Source organism: Halalkalibacter suaedae (genome assembly GCF_017939705.1).
Taxonomy (GTDB): Bacteria; Bacillota; Bacilli; order Bacillales; family Bacillaceae_D; genus Halalkalibacter; species Halalkalibacter suaedae.
On sequence record NZ_JAGKSQ010000001.1, the window covers coordinates 756,428 to 776,598 of the forward strand.

General features: G+C 40.0%; 13 protein-coding genes and 1 riboswitch. Of the genes, 2 read left to right on the forward strand and 11 right to left on the reverse strand.

Features of this window, described 5'->3' with window-relative positions:
- Positions 1 to 4: 4 nt before the first annotated feature.
- Positions 5 to 1,189, reverse strand: coding sequence for an MFS transporter (locus J7W16_RS03620; RefSeq protein ID WP_210595817.1), 1,185 nt, complete (start codon positions 1,187 to 1,189; stop codon positions 5 to 7).
- A gap of 85 nt (positions 1,190 to 1,274) precedes the next feature.
- Positions 1,275 to 1,375: riboswitch (purine riboswitch) on the reverse strand.
- A 122-nt stretch (positions 1,376 to 1,497) separates the two neighbouring features.
- Complete coding sequence (locus J7W16_RS03625) at positions 1,498 to 2,892, reverse strand: L-cystine transporter (protein ID WP_210595818.1); 1,395 nt, start codon at positions 2,890 to 2,892, stop codon at positions 1,498 to 1,500.
- Positions 2,893 to 4,109: 1,217 nt separating this feature from the next.
- Between J7W16_RS03625 and J7W16_RS03630 the strand changes: the two genes are divergently transcribed.
- Positions 4,110 to 5,270 (forward strand): SEC-C metal-binding domain-containing protein, encoded by a 1,161-nt coding sequence (locus tag J7W16_RS03630; RefSeq protein ID WP_210595819.1) that lies wholly within the window; start codon positions 4,110 to 4,112, stop codon positions 5,268 to 5,270.
- Between the two features lie 235 nt (positions 5,271 to 5,505).
- Positions 5,506 to 5,703, forward strand: a complete 198-nt coding sequence (locus tag J7W16_RS03635) for a hypothetical protein (RefSeq protein WP_210595924.1) — start codon at positions 5,506 to 5,508, stop codon at positions 5,701 to 5,703.
- 121 nt (positions 5,704 to 5,824) lie between these two features.
- Here the strand turns inward: J7W16_RS03635 and J7W16_RS03640 are convergent, their stop codons facing one another.
- From J7W16_RS03640 to J7W16_RS03680, 9 genes are all read right to left on the reverse strand, one after another.
- The gene (locus tag J7W16_RS03640) at positions 5,825 to 6,523 is read right to left on the reverse strand and encodes a hypothetical protein (protein ID WP_210595820.1); all 699 of its coding nucleotides are present in this window, start codon (positions 6,521 to 6,523) and stop codon (positions 5,825 to 5,827) included.
- A gap of 18 nt (positions 6,524 to 6,541) precedes the next feature.
- A complete protein-coding gene (locus J7W16_RS03645) occupies positions 6,542 to 8,644 on the reverse strand; it encodes a cell wall-binding repeat-containing protein (protein WP_210595821.1) in 2,103 nt (700 codons plus the stop codon).
- 484 nt (positions 8,645 to 9,128) lie between these two features.
- Positions 9,129 to 10,916, reverse strand: a complete 1,788-nt coding sequence (locus tag J7W16_RS03650; protein WP_210595822.1) for a hypothetical protein — start codon at positions 10,914 to 10,916, stop codon at positions 9,129 to 9,131.
- A 1-nt stretch (position 10,917) separates the two neighbouring features.
- Complete coding sequence (locus tag J7W16_RS03655; protein ID WP_210595823.1) at positions 10,918 to 12,006, reverse strand: bifunctional glycosyltransferase family 2/GtrA family protein; 1,089 nt, start codon at positions 12,004 to 12,006, stop codon at positions 10,918 to 10,920.
- A gap of 316 nt (positions 12,007 to 12,322) precedes the next feature.
- A complete protein-coding gene (locus tag J7W16_RS03660) occupies positions 12,323 to 12,481 on the reverse strand; it encodes a YwzD family small protein (RefSeq protein ID WP_210595824.1) in 159 nt (52 codons plus the stop codon).
- Positions 12,482 to 12,742: 261 nt separating this feature from the next.
- A complete protein-coding gene (locus J7W16_RS03665; protein ID WP_210595825.1) occupies positions 12,743 to 13,684 on the reverse strand; it encodes a sensor domain-containing diguanylate cyclase in 942 nt (313 codons plus the stop codon).
- 284 nt (positions 13,685 to 13,968) lie between these two features.
- A complete protein-coding gene (locus J7W16_RS03670) occupies positions 13,969 to 15,324 on the reverse strand; it encodes a cell wall-binding repeat-containing protein (protein WP_210595826.1) in 1,356 nt (451 codons plus the stop codon).
- A 242-nt stretch (positions 15,325 to 15,566) separates the two neighbouring features.
- Positions 15,567 to 16,778, reverse strand: a complete 1,212-nt coding sequence (locus J7W16_RS03675) for a YecA family protein (RefSeq protein WP_210595827.1) — start codon at positions 16,776 to 16,778, stop codon at positions 15,567 to 15,569.
- A 1,138-nt stretch (positions 16,779 to 17,916) separates the two neighbouring features.
- Positions 17,917 to 19,983, reverse strand: coding sequence for a sensor domain-containing protein (locus J7W16_RS03680; RefSeq protein ID WP_210595828.1), 2,067 nt, complete (start codon positions 19,981 to 19,983; stop codon positions 17,917 to 17,919).
- Between the last annotated feature and the right edge of the window lie 188 nt (positions 19,984 to 20,171).

The window sequence follows — 20,171 nt, forward strand, 5'->3', positions numbered from 1 at the left end:
AATTTTATCTATTATAAGACGGCACTGACATCGTACTCGCTCTCTTTACATCCGGTCTTGTCAAAGAAAAGACTGCACATAATAAGGAGATGATGACAATCAAGCCGCCAACCCACGGCATATTTGACACGGTCCCTGTTTGGTTTAAGGCGATGCCGCCGATCGCTGAGCCGAGTGATATTCCAATCTGCAGTGCTGAATTATTAAAGCTCTGCTGGATATCGGATGTCGCGGGATCGATTTGAATTAAATAGCTCTGCTGTGGTGGTGCTAGCCCCCAGCTTAATGCTCCCCACAACATCATCATCGGGATGAATAGGATAAGTGAAAAAGTCGTAAGTGGCAGTAAGAAAAGAACAACCGCAAATGCACTAATCACGATGATAATGCTTTTTTGAGCTCCAATCCAATCTGAAAGGGTACCACCTAATGCACCTCCAGCTACAGCTGCTAGACCAAAGGCAAAGTAGCAGATGCTAATCCACTCTGAGCTTAAGTTAAGTTCCATTTCTAAAAATGGTGTGAAATAAGCATACAACGTATAATGTCCTGCTAGCATAAACATTGTCGCTAGGTGGGCACTGCCTATTTTTGCACTCCCTACTGCTTTTAATTGCTGCTTAAGTGAAACCGTCTTTTCCCCGGGAATACGTTCGAGAAATAATGAAATTAGGATCATGGAGCCGATTGACAGCACAGCGATTCCAAGGAAAATGACACGCCAGCCAAATGCATTTGAAACGAGTATTCCAAGTGGGACACCTAGGACCAGTGATGAGCTAATTCCCATATAGATCATCCCCAAAGCCTTCGCTCGATGAGTAGGTGCCACTATTTTTGCAGCGATCGTTAATGACAAAACGACGATAAGTGCTGTACTCGCTGCCGTTAACACCCTTGCAATCATCATCATGGTGAAATCGGCACTAAAATAGGTTAGGATGTTACCGAGAAAAAAGATAAACAAAGAGATTAGGTATAATTTCTTTCGTTCAATTTTGCTCGTTGCGACAAGCAACACAGGACCAGCAATCGCATAGATCAGTGCAAACACCGTAATTAGCTGTCCGGCTGAACTTAATGAAATAGACAAATCGCTAGCAATCGTCGGCAGAATCCCTCCTACAATTAACTCAACTAGTCCAACGGAAACAGTCGATATAGCCAGTATAAAAACTTTTAAATTCATAACTCGTTCTCGCCCTTTCTGATAAATAGTTTTATAGCAATCAAGTGATCGTTAAAAAGAACGACAAAAAATCCTGATTACAGAAATGAACAAATTCATTTTCTGTAATCAGGATTTTTATGGTTCCTGGTAGAGACCCTCAAGCCATATTCTAGAGGTTATACAGGTAAGTCTATTTAGATGTCTTCTTGTTGCCAATGTACATCTTACTACGCATCAATTTATTTTTCAAGTATAGTGATAAAAGAAAAAAGCTGAAGCGAGAGCGTTCCCTCTGCTTCAGCTTTTTCTGAACTAGTCTTAGGCTATTAAAGACCTGTTTCCTTCTCGATAGCATTAGGATCATTAAATGTCTTTAGATTTAACTTATTCATAATTCTAGATGTGAGTGTACCAGATACCATCGCACCATTTACATTTAATGCGGTACGTCCCATATCAATGAGTGGCTCGACTGAGATCAATAGACCTGCGAGTGCAACTGGAAGGTTCATAGATGATAGGACAATTAGTGCGGCAAATGTTGCACCGCCTCCAACACCAGCAATTCCAAATGACGCAATTCCAACAATAAGAACTAATTGAACAAGAAACCCAGGTGACAGTGGATCAATCCCCTGTGATGGTGCAATCATGACCGCAAGCATCGCAGGATAAATTCCGGCACAACCATTCTGTCCAATCGTCGCACCAAATGATGCAGACATATTCGCAATCCCTTGATGGACTCCTAGACTATTTTTCTGTGCTTGAATATTAAGCGGAATCGTACCTGCACTAGATCTTGATGTAAAAGCAAAGCCCAATACCGGCAGTACTTTACGAAGGAATGTAAATGGGTTAAGCCCAAACAGTCCAACGACAATGAGATGGATGATGAACATCACTAGTAACGCAACATAAGAAGCACCAACGAATTTACCTAGCTCTAGAATCCCAGCTACATCCGTATTGGCAACAGTATTAGCCATCAATCCCAAAATACCATACGGCGTTAAACGCAGAATAAGCGTTACGATTCGCATAACAACAGCATATACAGCATTGACCCAATCAACAAAAATCTTCGCTTGCTCTGGTTGCTTTTTGCGAACACCTAGCACCGCGACACCGATGAAAATCGAAAAGATAACGACAGCAATCGTCGAAGTCGCACGAGCACCTGTCATGTCTAAAAATGGATTAGACGGGATGAAGCTAACGATCTGCTGTGGAATCGTAAGGTCCTGAACAGTCCCTAAACGTTCTTCCAAAGCAAGACCTCGATCATTTTCGGCTTGACCTGCCTCAATTTGACTAGCGTCCAAATTAAAGACGGATGCTGCCCCAACACCAACGACAGCTGCAACCATTGCCGTTGCTACTAAAATCCCAATGATCCAGGCTGACATTTTTCCAAGTTCAGATGATTTCTCTAAATTAATGATTGATTGGATAATCGAAACCATGACGAGCGGAATGACAATCATCATTAACAAACTCACATACCCACGACCAACAATATTGAACCAATCTGTCGATGTACTAACAATCACCGAATCAGAGCTGTATGCAAGTTGCAAAAATGCCCCAAGTACAATACCAAGCCCCAAACCAGTAAGGACTCGTTTACTAAACGAAACATGCTTCTTTTGCATATAAAACAGAAGACCAATAAGTGCAAGCATGATAATGATATTAATTAAAATAAATACTGTTTCCATTTTGTTTCTCTCCCCCTATTGAGTTGCTGTTTAATTACTCGGAAAAAATGCTTACTTCTCTCTAATTTATATTCATCCTAATCCGATTAATTCACTTGGAATACATTACAATGTTTATTGTTGGATGTCAATATTTAGTTCCTGTGCGGAGGCCATGGCATTTGAGGGGGCTTTTAAATCGTTATTTTGTTTTAAATGAGTGAGGTTAACTAAATTCCAGACAGTTTTTGCTAGATTCCTCGGAGGAGTTGTTTGGCTGAATGGTTTTTTATACCGGGAAGGGCGAGTTATGAGCGGATTATGCTGAGTTATGAGCCGGATGCGGACTGTTATGAGCCGGATCTGCTATTTTATGAGCCTGATTCGCACTTTTATGAGCGGCACCACAACTGGCTGGCTTTTGATTCATTGTAGTCTATTAAAATGATGAATTTAAACCAATTTCCAGCAAGTTCTGCTCCCTTTTTCATAGAAGTTCGTTCAACTACCTGCGATGTTCAGCTTTTTTTCAGCGGAAGGGCGAGTTATGAGCGGATTATGCTGTGTTATGAGCCGGATGCGGACTGGTATGAGCCGGATCCGCTACTTTATGAGCCAGATTCGCAACGTTATGAGCGGCACCACAACTGGCTGGCTTTTGATTCATTGTAATCTATTAAAATGAACCTAATTGCCAGCAGGTTCTGCTCCCTTTTTCATAGAAGTTCGTTCAACTACCTGCGATGTTCAGCTTTTTTTCAGCGGGAGGGCGAGTTATGAGCGGATTGTGCTGTGTTATGAGCCGGATGCGGTTTTTTATGAGCCGGATGCGGTTTTTTATGAGCCGGATCCGCTACTTTATGAGCCAGATTCGCAACGTTATGAGCGGCACCACAACTGGCTGGCTTTTGATTCATTGTAATCCTTTAAAATGATCGACGTTAATAAAAATCCAGGCTGTTTACCTAGTTTCATCAAGGAAGCCGTTCGTCCGAGGACGAGGTTCAGCTTTTTTGCTGAGGGTGCGAGGGATTATGAGCGGATTTCGCTAGTTTATGAGCGAGACTGGCAAAGTTATGAGCGGGATCTGATACTTTATGAGCCGGAGCCGCACTTTTATGATCCTCACGTCTAAATGGTTGGCTTTTGATTCATATCATTCTCCGCAAATTTTTACCCAGTGTCGTACATGCTATAATTACCCCTATAGATATTTAGTCTAGAAAGGCGATGATGTAATGACAACCTTTTTGCAACGGATAGAAGCAGCACTTCTAAGCGAGGATAGATTCGTTCAGAGCTATGCGGTACAAATGCTAGAGCAGAGTTTTCTTGCAAAGCCGGAAACCTTATTTACCGCGTTGGAGGCTGTTGATCGGAGTGAAAATGGTTCTTCACCGACGCCCTCCATTCTACCTTTTATTGATTTTATTCCCGTCGATGAAGCTGGCATTCAAGAATTAATTAGTCGTATCCAAAAGAAAGACCAGAATTTAGCGAGGTATCTCCATCTTTTAGAGAGAGCCCCAACCGATTTATTGCTGCAATACCAGCAAAAACTTACTCCTTTCACACCTAGAACTTTCTTTGAAAATCTACAGTTGATTAAGGATCTTTCGGTAGATGAGCTGTTTGAGGAGTTCGGAACAATTATGAATCAGTTAGAAACGACTGATAGCCTAGACCTGTTCCAATTTGGTCAGAGGATGGTTCAGGAGTTCATTGACCGTGATGAGATTCAACAGTGGGAGGTCGAAGCCGGGATTCGGGGTGGCTATGAGGAAGATGACTACTTGACATATGACGCCATTTATTCGATTGTGATGGCAGGACTGCTTCGTGTTGAATCTGTTATTCCAGATCTGGTGAATGTGTTGAGTCGAGATGAGAACGATGCCGCTTTAGAGGAATCGATGAAAGCCTTGATACAGATTGGTACGGAAGAGGTTGTCGAAGCCGTTGAGCCAATTGCTTTAAAAGGAGAATCCTATCTCTATACCATCGAGGTGTTAGCGAAAATTAAGACAAAGTCTGCTGAAGAGGCCCTATTCCGTCTGTATGATCGCACTACCAACCTTACACAAAAAACTTTAGTCGCCGATGCCCTTTGCCAACATTTATCTGTTGAAGCCATTCCAATCGTGGAGCAATTAATTGAGACAGGCTATGATTCAACAATGCTTGAGCTCGAGGAATCAATCTATGCTAATTGCATTCTAAATGGCATCGATCATCCGAAACTGGCCGAATGGAGAGCAACATTAGAGGCAGCATCAGAAACCTATGAGGAAGCCAAACAGCATATCGGATCCCTCATTCAGATGGCAGAAAAAGTAGGTCGAAATGATCCATGCCCATGTGAAAGTGGGAAAAAGTATAAGAAGTGCTGCGGTGCATGAGGGTTGATTTGATGATGTAGATTCTCCTCAGAGATGAATTTTGCTGATTAAATTATTTATGAGCCGCACCCACACAAATTTCCCCTCACTTCCTCTGCCAACACAGAGAAGACGGTCCTCGCGGAAACGCGAGAACCGTCCCTAGGTTTCTCTAGGTTTCTACTAGGTTTCTAATGTTTTAAAACTTATTAAGCGGGAACACACCCTCTAAGATAACAAATTGGAGGGATTTATTATGAAAAAATTACTAGCATTATCATCAACAGCTATTCTATCAGTTGGTATTATGGCTGGGTGTGGCGACATGGATACGGACGAGCCAACACCTGCAGAGGAAACAGAAATTGAGGAGCCAGTGACAAGCGATGAGACTGATCTCGGTGAGCCTACTGATCGAGAGACGGAATTAGAAATGGATGACGAAACAGAATAAACAATGTATCAAAAACCCTTTAATCTTTGGATGGATTAAAGGGTTTTTTAGGTGGATAGTTTAAAATTTATTCTAAAAAATATTGCCAACCTGTGTATCAAGGGTTAAATTCGTTCGTTTGCTATTCAACCGTTGTTAAGGTTGCTCCGTCTGTATAACCATTTTCTCCTGTTAATTCAAATTCCTCTTTGATGAGTCCGATTCCAGGAGCATAGTAACGAGTAAAGATACTCTCTTCTCCTTCGACATCATCAGTAATTAGCTTGATGACATAGACATCTTCAAACGTCCCAGCTGGCACTGTAATCGATTCGGCTGTATCAACTAACTCCCATTTGGCCTCACCTTTTAAATGAATTAGTGTCTCAGGCTCTTCCATTTGCTCAAAATCATCTAAGCGGTCTTCTGAAGGATCTACTGGTGCAGCATCTTCGAAAACAAGTGTGATTTCATCAGAGGTCCACTTATAAATTTGAGTAGCAGGTGCACCACCAAGGGTAACAGTTATTTGCACATATTCGTCGTTGGTTGCTACAACTTCATGGACAAACATTTCAACACCAGCATTCGTAAAGGTCATGATCGAGCCGACTGATGGACGATAGAGGAACAAACCATCTTGAGAGACGATTTCCTCCTCTACAGGAGTATCCTCTTCTTCGTTCAACTCTTCCTGAGGTTCTTTCTTGGGTTCCTCTGTAATCTGTTCGTTTCTTCCTTCTACAGCATCTTCCTCTACAGCTGATGGAGGTGCGGCCTTATCCGTGCAGCCGACTAAGAACATAAGAGAAATTGTCGCGACCAACAAAGCTTTCATCATAAAGTACCCCTCTTCTTATTATCTAATGCTGTTTTTAATTGACTCAATCATTTTGTCATTAACTGCGTTAGTCCCACCAATTGTTGTAATCTTACCGATTTTATCTCCATTTTCCATCAAAAGCATTTGAACAGAAGGGGTCATGCTAGTATTCACAATAATTAATGGAGATTGGGTTCCGATTGCAAGTGGAGCTGATGCAAGAGCATCTGGGAAATTCGTTCCAGTCGTAACTAGAATTTCATCCATGTTCAGATTGTTCTTGAATGAATTAACAACTGCGACTAATGTTTGATAACGGTCTTTTCCTGACAATCGTTTCAAGCTGTTTTTAGCATTATATGCAGAAATGGATTGTTCAACTGAATTAGAGACGACAGCCGTACCACCTACAATCATGACAGGTTTGGCATTCATCCAATCGAATGATTCCTCTGGTAACTTATATTTCTCAGTTAAGACAATTCCCCAGTTATTTGCTGCAGCAATAGGAGCAACAGACAGTGCATCTGGGAAGCTTGTTCCAGATGCTACGAAGATCCCGTTGACCTCTCCTAATGCTTCTAGAATACGTAAGCTCGTTTCATAGCGATCAGATCCGCTAATACGAACCGTCTCAATTTCTAGTTGCTGTAGCTCGTCTTCTACCATCGCAGGAACTGCTTTCGTTCCACCAATGATAACGACTTTATCAGCCTGAAGGCGAATAATTTCTTCTAGTGTAGCTGACGTAAATGTATCTTCTTCGGTTAATAAAATCGGTGCTTTCCCGTATAACTTAGACAAGGGACCAGCCGCAAGTGCATCTGCTGCATTGCCTCCAGTCGCTAGGATAACGATCTTTTGTTCTTTCTCAGTTTCAAAACCATTAGGGTAAAGGCTCTTCGACACTTCAACAGCCGTTAGATAACGTTCCTTACCGGAAACTCGCTGATCTATAAGCTGGCGTGTCACTTTAATACTTTGATTATTTGACCAAACGACAGCGTTTGTAGAAGTATTGACAATTTTGACATTTGATTTTGATTTTGCGACATCAACTGCTTGATTATAGTCATAATAACTACCAATTTTTCTAGTACCTTCATAGACATCATACTTCTTTTTTAAGAAGTTAGACCAAACAGTCCAATTTGAAACCTTATTACGAACACGGGTATTCGTTTTCCCTGATGCGTAATTGATTGCTTCATTTTCGGTATAGTATTCCTTTAAGATTCCATTTTCCTTATGTTCAACGATGAAATTCGGTTGATTCGTAAAGATCGTTTTTTGTTTATTTTTATCAAATACCGTTACTTTAGTTTTGAATGTCTTTGCATAATTAACGGCTTCCGTTTGATTTTTATAGATTGCTAGTTTTTTGCCTTTCGCGTCAAACACTTCAAATACTTTGAAATAGTTAATAACAGAATCAGCAATAGCTTGTGCCGCCTTTTGTTGGAAGTCATTTGTCTTAATGCGTGATTCTTCTTCACGGTTTGTCATGAATCCTAGTTCAAGTAAAACAGCTGGCATTTGTGCGTTACGAATGACAAAGAAACTTTGATTGTTTCGTACTTTTCGATCTACTGTTCCTAAACGTTTAACTAATCTTGGTTGAACGATTTCCGCAAACCGTTTGTTCTCTGATAAATATTTAATTTGCATCGGATCATGAGGCCATTCTGGCTTATAATGGTTCACACCATCATAATAGTATGTTTCCGTTCCTTTAAGATAAGGACTAGTTGGACTAGCATTATGATGCACGGAAATAAATAAGCTATTGTCGTTATTTCCTTTTGCGTAGTTGTTGGCAATCTGCATACGCTTATCGAAGTCCCCACCAGTTGTACTTCCATTTGATTTTCTTAAATAGGAAGCAAACTCCTTATCGGTAGAGCGAGTTAAATGCACAGTTATATCACTAGATTTTAGAATATCTCGAACCTTAAGTGAGACTTTGAGATTGGCCTCCTTCTCACAGAAGCCTGTCCTGTTCCCGGTTGCACCACAGGTACCACTAAATTTCCCACCATGACCTGGGTCAATAACTAGCACTTTCTCAGCAAAACTACTAGCTGGAAACAATAAAAGGATCGAACTACAAAGTAAAAGAACTCTTATCAGTTGTCTCATAGATTCCCTCCGAAAAATGTCGAATCAAATTTTGGCTACCGTATCATTGTAACGTAAATCTCGCTCTAAAAGTGACATAAATTAAAATGAATTGATTGCTAATACTGGGTGATTACTAGTAAATAATACTCGAATCCAGCTGTTCTCTCAGCTTTTTCCGACGATGTAGACCCTCATAGAGCAGAATTTAGGTGATTCATCTAACTGGCAGCTCTCTTATGAGCGGATTCAGCTATGTTATGAGCCGCATCCACAAATTTATGAGCCAAATCGGACACTTTATGAGCCAAATCCTCACGTTTATGAGCCGCACCCTCTTCGGCTGGCTTTTCAGTCACTTTTCACTTATTAAATGATCAATTTTACTCAAATTCCAGCTGTTCAAATACTTTAAATTGAATTACATGGGGGTAATTTAAAATAAAAAGCCGCAGCTAATTTATTAGCTGCAGCTTTTAGAGATTATTTACTTCAGGGCTAGCGACTAAAAAGGTTCAAGCATAATATCCTGATCTTTCTTGCTCACTTTATAAATTCCTTCTTCCAAATCTGAAGGGAGGCATTCACCATTGTCCCTGTTTAGCACCACCAAGTATTGAGCTTTTTCCAGCTCTGCCTGTTCCATCTCCTCACAGCCCCTAATAATTTTATAGTTACGTGAGAGCTGTTCAAAAAGTGCAATATAGGACAGATACCCTCCGTCCTTTTGGCTTTCAGGACTATAATATAGAATCCGCGGATCACCCTTGTCCTGATTCTTAATTTTAGCAACTGCAGGTTTCACCTTAGATCTAATAGATTCATTAATATCAGGTTTCCCTTTCCCCGCTTCCACTTTTTCATAGGTCGGATAGCAGATTAGAGCAACTAACAAAACGGCTAACATCATTTTCAGGCTTCTGGTAGGTAGCTTGCTCCACACCAATAATGTCGCTCCAATACCTACTGCACCTATATAAATAACAATCGTCGTTAAATAGCGAGAATAGGAAGCCAGTCTTGTCGCTTCATGCTCTGGCATGAGGAACAAATACATCAAATATAAGGAACCCAAATAAATAATAAACGTGATATTGCAAAATAAAAACGCATAAACAAGTAGCTTTGATGCCTTTTTGTTGACTATCCATAGTGCAATAAAACTAATAATCAGAGTGGCGTTAGTTACCACTAAAATTAAAAAGTTATGGTCATCAAAATTGACTAAACTATTGAACATTTTCGGTAATAACGTCTGCACAAACTCCTCACTTTTATCAGAAGAGCTCAGTTTTGATTCAGTAAGTGCAAATTTATTCGAAGCATAGTCAGCCGTATAGGCCTTGGCCGTGTACTGCCCCCATAAATAGTTGATACTAGTCGGAACTCCGATTAGTATTAGTGTTATTTTACCAAGTAACGTCACGTTTTTGAAATTGAACCTACTTCCAGCCATGATATTGCTAAATAATAAACCAATAATAAGCAGGGCGTTCAAGATAAAAAACAATTTCCCACTATCCTTAATCAGAATTAATAAGACTAGGATGGGAACATTAGTCAAAAGAATTTTCTTCCAATCATCACGATAATAGTAAGAAATGATCACTGATGTGAAAGCTACCATTCCAAGCGTTTTGTCAACAATCAAGTTATAGATACTATACAATTCGAGAGAAAGTAACCCGATAACTAACAAGAGAGTTAATAGAATATATAAGGGTTTTTTCCAAGATGTATAGGCAAATAATACTGTTAACGAAGCAGCCAAAAGGAAATTCTGAGCCATTAACGCATAGCTTTCGGCATACCCTGTAATCTTTAAAACAAAATAAATAAATAGAGCTGTACCAGGTGGATAGTTTCGAAATGAAATCACTGTGCTGTCATCCGGCAGCCCGTCCATTAAATACATTTCCTTGACAATCAATGCCCAGTGACTAAAGTTATCATAATGAGTAAAGGAAACACCCTTTACCAAAAACATCAACATAGTTGTTGCTATGACAAAGAAGATTAGGGCAGGGGAAAGCAGTACGGATAAGTTCGGCTTCCTTCTTTCCTTTAACAAGAAGTAAATGAAGACAGGCCATACTAGCAATCCCACATAAAAAATGATAGTGACTATCAGGGGCAAAATATTCAAAACACCCGCTATAAATAAAACAAACGTAATGGCAGAGTAAAGAAATATAGGTATGAAGGCATTGTTGATTTTCAACTTATAAGATATTGCCACTCCCCATCCGCCAAGTGACAAAAACAGGAGGAAAAAGTGGAATAATGAACTCATTTTAGTCTACCTGCCTATTATAGCTATAGTTCTTGCTTTTGCTCTTGCTCTTAAAAACCCAATCTCTTTGGATCACATAACTAATTAAAAAAAGGATCGAGTCAACCACAATTTTGATTGCGACTTCACCGCTACCTATCAATTGATAACCAGCATAAACCAACAATGCGGATGTTAGCATCTGCACTACACTCAGCGAATAGTATTTGATTAACGTATTCTGAGAATTCGATTTAAAAACTACTTTTCGATTCATTAAATAGTTGAAAAGTGATGACAGAACCCTTGCTGCTACGGTCGCTATCAATATAAATTCGACAGGATAGAGATCCTTAAATAGCATAGAAAACACCGTAAATAACAGAATGTCTACCCCGAAAGATAATAGCGAAGATGAGATAAACTTTAAGAACACTGAGTAGATTTTGATTGAATCAACAATAGGGTTAAAATGGGATGATTCATTCTCCTCAATGTAGATCGTTTCAATCGGCACTTCTTCAATCAATATATTTTGATTTTTACATTCAAGAATCATATTCATTTCATACTCGTAGCGTTCACCTTTTACACTTAATAAGCTGCCGAGCATGGCATATGGAATTCCACGAAGTCCCGTCTGAGTGTCTGTGATTGAAATGCCCAGTGTTAATTTAACAACAACCTTTGTCAAGTTATTTCCAAATCGGCTCCGAGCCGGAATATCATCACCTGAAAAATCACGGACCCCCAAGATCAAGCTTTCTGGAGAATCCTGTAGTTTTGTGGCCGTTTTAATAATATCTTTGACCGCGTGCTGGCCATCCGCGTCCACTGTAACTGTCCCGTGATGTGGAAAATTGGTTTTAATGTAGTCAAAACCGGTCTTTAACGCTCTTCCTTTTCCTTGATTAACCGAGTGAGAAATAACTTTGACCTCGTCCAACTTAGATATAGTATCAAAAATAATTTCCGTTTCAACAGCACTTCCATCATTTATTACTACTATCTTAGAGAATTTAGCACTGATAATTTCATGTATTAATTTCTCTAGTTTTCCATCAGGATTATAAGATGGAATTAATATTACTGTTTTCTCTCTAACATCCATGTACTTCCTCCTAAAAAAATGAATAAACACCATTATATACTGAATTAGTAAATGATATCTAGTATAGATTGTTTCTACCATTACTTATAGCATGCAATATTACAGTCAAAGAGTAGTTCTCATACCAGATTAACCAACAGCTAATTCCAGAAATCATTATTATTTTTCGGCAAGAAATTCTTGATGACTTAGCCTTTTTTAATCGTTTCTGCTGGGAGATAATCGATATAAAGAGGGTCGAGAACATAATCAAACAAGTACTTCAGCTTGTCTGCAAATACATTAATTTGCTCAATTTCTCCTTTACACAGAAGTTTTAGGTAGTTTGAACAAACGGACTCAGTTGTATCACAATATCATCAATTAACTGCTTTGCATTGATATTTGATGAGTCGGAGCCTTTTCGATAAACATCCTCTAGAATTTCTAACAGTTGTTGCTGAGATAATGCCTCTCTTTGTCTTAGCGGTAACATAGCATCCTCCACATTCCTATAAATGAGAAAATATGGTATTACATAACATCACTTTACTATATTAACACAAAGGAGAACGTTATTAGATTTAATATATCGACAATTTCACCCAATTTTCACCAAAAACCATCCCGTTTAAAGAACGGTCGCACCTATTAGGTCTACTCTAATACATAATGCACCAGTTTCACTCATTTAAACCTTACCAAACCAACAAGACTACTCCTTCAATAAAAAAAGTGAGTCCAAGAACACTTGGACTCACACATTCACCTTTCGTCTATCCTTATTCATATACATATTGTGATCAGCTAGGGAAAATAACTGCGACATTTCACCTTGCGAGTTCGGGGTAAATGCATAACCGATCGACAAGCGTATGTTCAATTCATCGATCTGCTCCTTAATTGACTTAACTAATAGATCAACCTCTATCTCACTAGCTACTTCCATAAATAGAATAAATTCGTCCCCACCTATTCGTGCAACTGTTACAGAATCCGAGGAAAATCCATCCAGTAATTGGGCCGTTTCTCTTATAAGAATGTCGCCCTGCTTATGCCCGTAATTATCATTTACCGACTTTAATTCATCTAAATCACACAAAATAATCGCGACAGAAGTATTACGTTTTTCATTATACTTCTCAAAGACCAATTCAAAATAAGCTCTGTTGTAAATATTCGTTAATACATCATGATATAGCTGGTAGGTTAGCTTTTCTTGTAGGACGACTCGCTCATCAATATTCCTTAAAACCCCTTGAAGGGCGAGTAACTTTCCTTTTTTGTATACCGGTGTCGCATATTCTTCAAACCATCTATACGTCCCGTCTTTGTCTTTCCATCGTTGAATAATTGGTTTGCTATAATCTGCATCCCCCTTTAACTTCGCCATTAGAATGTGATAGTCATCCGGGTGGATATTTATGAATACGACTTCGGAACTTATGTATGCCTTTGCATTTGACCCTTCCCCGAAGAAGTTTTCAGCAGAGGGGCTTAAATAGAGAAACTTAACCTCTGGCTGCACTTCAGCATAATAGATAAAGTCATTCGGAGTCTCTACCAGATGCATAAATTGATTATGCTTATCCTTCAAAACTTGCTGTTGTTTCTTAAATTTGAGATATACCATTACACTAAATATCATTCCTATTAAAAGTGCTAGTAGAAAACCAGTAACGAATTGTAAGTTAATCATCAGCTTACTTGTGTCAGCTCCCTTGATGTAGTATTTCTCTACTAATCATACTTCGAGAGAAATATACTTACAATAAAAGGAGTTCGTCAAAAAAAGACAATCTTCTTTTTTGACAAGACAGTATCCTCATGGTTTAAGTAAAGCTATTAATTAAACCTAGTTCAATCTCCAGTTTGAAATACTCCTTAAGTATTAGAGCAGCCGCATAAATAAGGAAGCCGCTATAACAGATAGCAGCTTCCACAGTCATTACCAATATAGAGCCTGAAAAAATTTCATCTATACTATGGAGTAATAAACATCTGCGTCCAATACTCTCGATAGTTATTGGTGCCTTTATAATAGCCAACACCAATATGGGTTAAATCCTTATTCATAATGTTGGCTCGGTGGCCTGGACTGTTCATCCAACCTTCCATGACAGCACTTGCACTCGTGTAACCAGCTGCAATGTTTTCAGCGGCCCGGCGGTAGGTTATGCCAAAATCGTCCATCATTTCAAAAGGACTGCCATAGGTAGGCGACTGATGATCGAAATAATTAACATCATGCATATCCTTCGATTTCACTCTAGCAACAGCTGATAAATCTACTGAGAGACGCAGTGGTTTCAAGTTCGCCTTTACACGCTCTTCATTTACTTTTAGGAATACGTCCCATTCCTGACTGCTTACTTTGTTAATATCGCCATCTATTAAACCTATTGAAGAAAGAAGATTACTCGTTGCTTCATTAACTGCAGCAGTCCCTCCAAAAACAGTGAGTGACGTAATGTTTGACTCACTAATCGTTTGGCGAACCACATTAGGCACATTCGTTGAATTCGTAAGCACGATCGGTGCATTACGCTTCGCTGCTAGTACTGAACCCGCAAGTGCATCAGCAAAATTGGTGCCTGTCGCTACATAAGCTCTACCTCCTGCGAGGGGAAGCTTTGTGATAATTTCCTTAGCCGTTCCATAACGATCTGTCCCACTATAGCGCTTGGCACTTGGCAATTGATTGACAACTTGATTTGAAACAACACCAGTACCACCAACAACGATCGTACTTGTTTTTCCCGTTAGAGCTGTTTTTGTCTCAGCCGGTAATGATTCTTTACTCGTCAATAGGATTGGTAAACCATTCCTTGCTGCATATGGAGCAACCGCCAATGCATCTGGAAAGTTCTGCCCACTAGCCACCACAGCTTTGGTTGCAGGGAGCTTTTTAGCGATACGTGCAGCTGTATCATAGCGGTTCTTGCCACCAATCCTCTCTACCTCAACTCCCATCGATTTCAGCGTATCTTCTACTGACTTAGAAATAGCTGACGTCCCACCGAGAATGATAACCCTTTTAGCTTGTAATCGATTAATCTCGCTTCTCGTAACCGAAGTAAGTGAATCTCTAGCCGTTAATAAAATCGGTGCATCAAAATGATAAGCAAGCGGACCTCCTGCCAAGGCATCCGGAAAATCATTACCCCTAGCTAAGACAACCGTCTCTGAGCTCTGCCAGCCCTCTTGTGCTATTTCTACGGCCGTTGCATACCGACTTTCCCCAGAAATACGGGCAGCCGCATCAGCATTCTGTATAAATAAAATAGACAATGCTAGTAATGGTAGTAATAATGTCACTACTTTAAACCTTGTAATCATCTAATATCCCCTCCTATTAAACTAGTTTACGTCCCTTTCGACAAAACAACAACTGCATTTTTTTACCTATCCATTGTGCTAAAAGATCAATTAAGTAAAGTCAAATGTACTGTTTTAACCATCTGAAAGAACCAAAAAAGGAAGTGGCTACTAGTAACTAGCCACTTCCTTTTCGTATTTCAAAATAGGCTTAAGCATCCTTCAAAGGTTTTAAACACCTCTAGCGTATCCGCAAACTATTACTACCGACCACAGCATTTCTTATACTTCTTCCCACTCCCACAAAGACAAGCATCATTACGTCCCATCGTCTTTGTAGCAAGGTTGATTACATTATCCTTCTGAGCAGATGAAGATGGTTGTGATTTCACCTTCATTTTTGTCGATAATTCGATCGAAGTGTAGCCTTTAAGAAAGGGCTGTTTCGTATTGTTAATCATCGCCACAACCACTTTCATTAAATCATCTACTGCTGCCATGGTAGGAAATTCAAGGTGATGTTGGAGAATGTCGATCATTTCATTTGGACCTATACCATTCTGAATGACCAGAACACATTCCTCCGCTAGCTGATCTGCATCCGCCGGGTTCATTTTGTACTCGTTTGTAAGGAACTTCACAAATTGTCTGTACGAATGATTGCGGTCGACATAGTCACGCTCTCCAGCAATCCATAGCTGTTCCTTCGTAAAAGGAAAATACTCCAATCCAATTCGCGACTGCTGTTCATGCAAAACACGTTCAGGGTCAGCTACTTTGAAATGGGTATATCCATATTGATTGATTTCACATTCTCCGTAGTACTGAATGGCCTCATCAATGACGCGAGCGAACACTGTCCGGTCAACCGGTGACTTCGTATATTTTTCCAGCATTTGAATAAGCTTATCTGGCTTCAAGGTTCCATAGTAGTAAAGTAGGCCATGGGTCAATCTAATCCATTCGCTATTACGTGTCATCTTCTCTAGAAGTACTTCACTTACTTCAAGTGATTGAATGATCTCGATAAGATCTGCCGGAATCGCCAACACTTCTTGCCCATCATTCATCCCAGAAAACACGAGCCCACTGAGACAGAGAGAATCAACTGCTTTTACCTCAACCTCAGCTGCAGGCACTAAACCACCCTGTCTAATTAGCTTACGTATGAGTCCTAATCGTTCCTGATCCCAGACGGAGAAAATCTCTTCAACCTTCGTTGGAATGACCTCACTAAATAGTGCGACAAGCTCTGCCTTCTTCAAGCTACTCGCTTTTTTCACTTCCAACCGGCGACGAATCACAGTTAACTCATCCTTCGTTAACCTCGCGAGACCCTCACTTAATGTAAAAGGAAACTGAAGCTCTTTCCACTGTCCCTCTTGCTCATCCTCTCTCCGGCCATGCATTTGTTCTATTTTTTGCGACGCGGAGATTAGCCTTTTCTCGGTGTCTTTATCAATCATTTGCGGCATAGTTACTCCTCTTTCTTTTTAAGCTACCTATTAGTTTACATCTATTGCAAGTTGATGTCACCTCTTGTTATCCGTGAGAACACTACCTTTCACAATACAGTCCCACTTTGACACATATGACGCTATTTCGCTAAGAACAGTATAAGCGAGATTCACCCTATTATGAGCAACACCCCACATTGACTCGCTTTTTCATTCATATGCTCGTTCAAATGAAGTGATTTCATCAAATTCCAGCCACTTCTCAGCTTTTTTCTATGAAGAAGACCTTCATCCTAGCTATATTCAGCTGTTAATCGACATGCTCACTTCAGTTATGAGCCAGTTAGCGATACTTATGAGCCAAATTAGCTGTATTATGAGCCGGATTCACTAGATTATGAGCCAGATCCATACTATTATGAGCGGCACCCATTTTGGCTGGCTTTTCCATTCAATATGCACTTGAAAAAGAACTTATTTACCCAACTTCCAGCCACTTCTCAGCTTTTTTCTATGAAGAAGACCTTCATCCTAGCTATATTCAGCTGTTAATCGACATGCTCACTTCAGTTATGAGCCAACTAGCGATACTTATGAGCCAAATTAGCTGTATTATGAGCCGGATCCTCTACTTTATGAGCCAGATCCATACTATTATGAGCGGCCCCCACCTCGGCTGGCTTTTCCATTCAATATGCATTTAAAAAGAACTTATTTACCCAACTTCCAGCCACTTCTCAGCTTTTTCTATGAAGAAGACCTTCATCAAAGCTATATTCAGCTGTTTATCGACATGCTCATTTCAGTTATGAGCCAGTTAGCGATGCTTATGAGCCGAATTAGCTGTATTATGAGCCGGATCTGCTAGATTATGAGCCAGATCGATACTATTATGAGCGGCACCCATTTTGGCTGGCTTTTCCATTCAATATTCACTTGAAAAAGAACTTATTTACCCAACTTCCAGCCACTTTTCAGCTTTTTTCTATGAAGAAGACCTTCATCCTAGCTATATTCAGCTGTTTATCGACATGCTCATTTCAGTTATGAGCCAGATCCACCCTATTATGAGCGGCACCCCACCTCAGCTAACTCTCTCAGTCCAAAAAAAAGAAGCACGAGTCCCTCATGCTTCTCCTCTTATATCCTTATCAACCTACAGTAATCTTTCAAACTGCCCCACTGGCAACGGTTTGCTGAATAAGAAACCTTGTATTTCATCACAGTTCATCTCTACTAAATGAGCGAGCTGTTCTTCTAGTTCTACTCCTTCTGCGACCACCTTCATCTTCAGTTGATTGGAAAGCTGAATGATGAATTTGATAATGGCTTGGTTGTCTGGGGATGTGTGAATATCGTGAATAAAGGATCGATCTAGTTTGATCGTGTTAAATTTATATTTCGTTAGATAGCTTAGCGATGAGTAGCCTGTTCCAAAATCATCAATTGCGATGCGAATGCCAAGCTCTCTTAACTGTTCTAGTTTCTTTAGTAAATCGCTATCGTCGTTAAGAATGAGACTTTCCGTTATTTCGATTTCGATTGACTCACCTGCGACATTATGTTCGTCTAGAATAGCTTCGACGGTATCGACTAAGCCTTTTTGCAGCATTTGTAACGCTGAGAAATTAAGAGAGACGACAATTGCTGGATAGCCCTTCGCTTCCCATTTCCTAATTTGCTTACAGACATTTTCTAGAACCCATTCACCAAGAGGGACAATTAATCCGCTCTCTTCCGCTAAAGGGATGAATTCACCAGGAGATACAATCCCCCTTGTCGGATGATTCCAGCGGATCAGTGCTTCCGCTCCAACAATTTGTCTTGTATGTGAGCGGACCTTCGGCTGATAGTAGAGTTCAAATTCATCGCTATGAATCGCTTTACGAAGGTCATTCTGTAATTCGAAATGCTTAAAGGAGGCTCTTTCCATAGCTGGTGAGAACAGCTTGTAACTATTTAATTTACTTTTCTTAGCTGCATACATCGCGAGATCTGCATTCTTAATCAGATGCGATAGGTCTTCGCCTGATTCAGGATATATAGTGATCCCGATGCTGCCTGTGACGAAAAGTTCATAGTGATCAACAATAATCGGAGCTTCAAGCCTTTTTAAAATAGCCTTAGCCAGCGTTTCTACATAGTCTGTAGATGTAAGAGCAGGAATCAGAATTAAAAATTCGTCCCCTGCCATCCTCGCAACGACATCGGTTTCAGAAACAAGAGCACCTAGCATCTGTGCAAGTTCCTTGAGCACTTTATCACCAATCGCATGTCCTAATGTATCATTGATGAATTTAAATCGATCAATATCAAGAAGGATAACAGCCAGCTTGCGGCTTTCTAGTTTTGCAGACATAAGTTCTTCCTGCACTCGTTCTTCAAACAAACGGCGATTTGGCAAACCAGTTAAGTGATCATGATACGCCATATAGCGGATTTTCTGTTGGGCCTGCCTCATCTCGGTAACATCGTGATAGTTAATCACAATTCCCTGAATATCTGGATCCTCCATGAGATTGTTGGAAAGGACATGAATGATTCTCCAATTCCCATCCTTATGAAGAAGCCTGACATCAAGTGTTTGTGGTTCAGTTGGATGTGCAAGCAAATAAGCAAAACGGGCTCTTACCATATCTTCGTCTTCTGGATGGACAAAGCTAATAAACGGTCTCCGTATTTCATCTGGTTTATACCCTAGCACCTTTTCAACAGATGGACTTTGGTACATCACCTCTCCTGTTTCAGAGAGAATGCAATTGACACTGCTCGAGTTTTTATCCAAGGACCTGAACCGATTATACTGCTGTTGGATTTGCGATTGAAGCCCAACTTCAACTGTGATGTCTTTCGCAATACCTAGTATCCCAACTAGTTCTCCTTCTTTTCCAAGAAGCGGTACTTTACTTGTAATAATCGTTTTCACTTGGCCATCATAGGCGAAAATACGTAATCGCTCCTCCTTCAACACTTTACCGTCTAGCGTTTCAACAAATCCACTTTTCGCCAGTTCGATATCGTCAGGATGAACAATATTAAGAAAATCCGTATTTAAGTATTTCTCCCCTGGCCCCACTAATGAGGTAAAACCACGGTTATAATCGATAAATTTCCCTTGTAAACTAATGACATAAATTGCTTCTGTAAAGTTCTCTAGTAACTCTTTATATGGATAGTTCTTTTGTTCTACATAATGCTTAATCTCGTTGTTAGGTTGTCTCATAAGTACCTCACAGAAAAAAATAGTTTACGTTCTTACACATATTTTAGCAGATAACTCAGAGGAAACAAGGGGACGGTTCTCGCGTTTCCGTCCTCAGAAACAAGCGAGGGTTCTCGTGTGCTTCTCGACTCATATTTATTATTAGAGAAAATCATGAATTGCCCAACATCTGCATCACACAACAGTTA

What these genes read in the sequence shown, in the direction of transcription:
- J7W16_RS03665 (WP_210595825.1), bottom strand. Translation starts at nt 13,684, where the DNA reads ATGATTAACTTACAATTCGTTACTGGTTTTCTACTAGCACTTTTAATA.
- J7W16_RS03625 (WP_210595818.1), bottom strand. Translation starts at nt 2,892, where the DNA reads ATGGAAACAGTATTTATTTTAATTAATATCATTATCATGCTTGCACTT.
- J7W16_RS03680 (WP_210595828.1), bottom strand. Translation starts at nt 19,983, where the DNA reads ATGAGACAACCTAACAACGAGATTAAGCATTATGTAGAACAAAAGAAC.
- J7W16_RS03640 (WP_210595820.1), bottom strand. Translation starts at nt 6,523, where the DNA reads ATGATGAAAGCTTTGTTGGTCGCGACAATTTCTCTTATGTTCTTAGTC.
- J7W16_RS03645 (WP_210595821.1), bottom strand. Translation starts at nt 8,644, where the DNA reads ATGAGACAACTGATAAGAGTTCTTTTACTTTGTAGTTCGATCCTTTTA.
- J7W16_RS03655 (WP_210595823.1), bottom strand. Translation starts at nt 12,006, where the DNA reads ATGGATGTTAGAGAGAAAACAGTAATATTAATTCCATCTTATAATCCT.
- J7W16_RS03620 (WP_210595817.1), bottom strand. Translation starts at nt 1,189, where the DNA reads ATGAATTTAAAAGTTTTTATACTGGCTATATCGACTGTTTCCGTTGGA.
- J7W16_RS03635 (WP_210595924.1), top strand. Translation starts at nt 5,506, where the DNA reads ATGAAAAAATTACTAGCATTATCATCAACAGCTATTCTATCAGTTGGT.
- J7W16_RS03650 (WP_210595822.1), bottom strand. Translation starts at nt 10,916, where the DNA reads ATGAGTTCATTATTCCACTTTTTCCTCCTGTTTTTGTCACTTGGCGGA.
- J7W16_RS03660 (WP_210595824.1), bottom strand. Translation starts at nt 12,481, where the DNA reads ATGTTACCGCTAAGACAAAGAGAGGCATTATCTCAGCAACAACTGTTA.
- J7W16_RS03670 (WP_210595826.1), bottom strand. Translation starts at nt 15,324, where the DNA reads ATGATTACAAGGTTTAAAGTAGTGACATTATTACTACCATTACTAGCA.
- J7W16_RS03675 (WP_210595827.1), bottom strand. Translation starts at nt 16,778, where the DNA reads ATGCCGCAAATGATTGATAAAGACACCGAGAAAAGGCTAATCTCCGCG.
- J7W16_RS03630 (WP_210595819.1), top strand. Translation starts at nt 4,110, where the DNA reads ATGACAACCTTTTTGCAACGGATAGAAGCAGCACTTCTAAGCGAGGAT.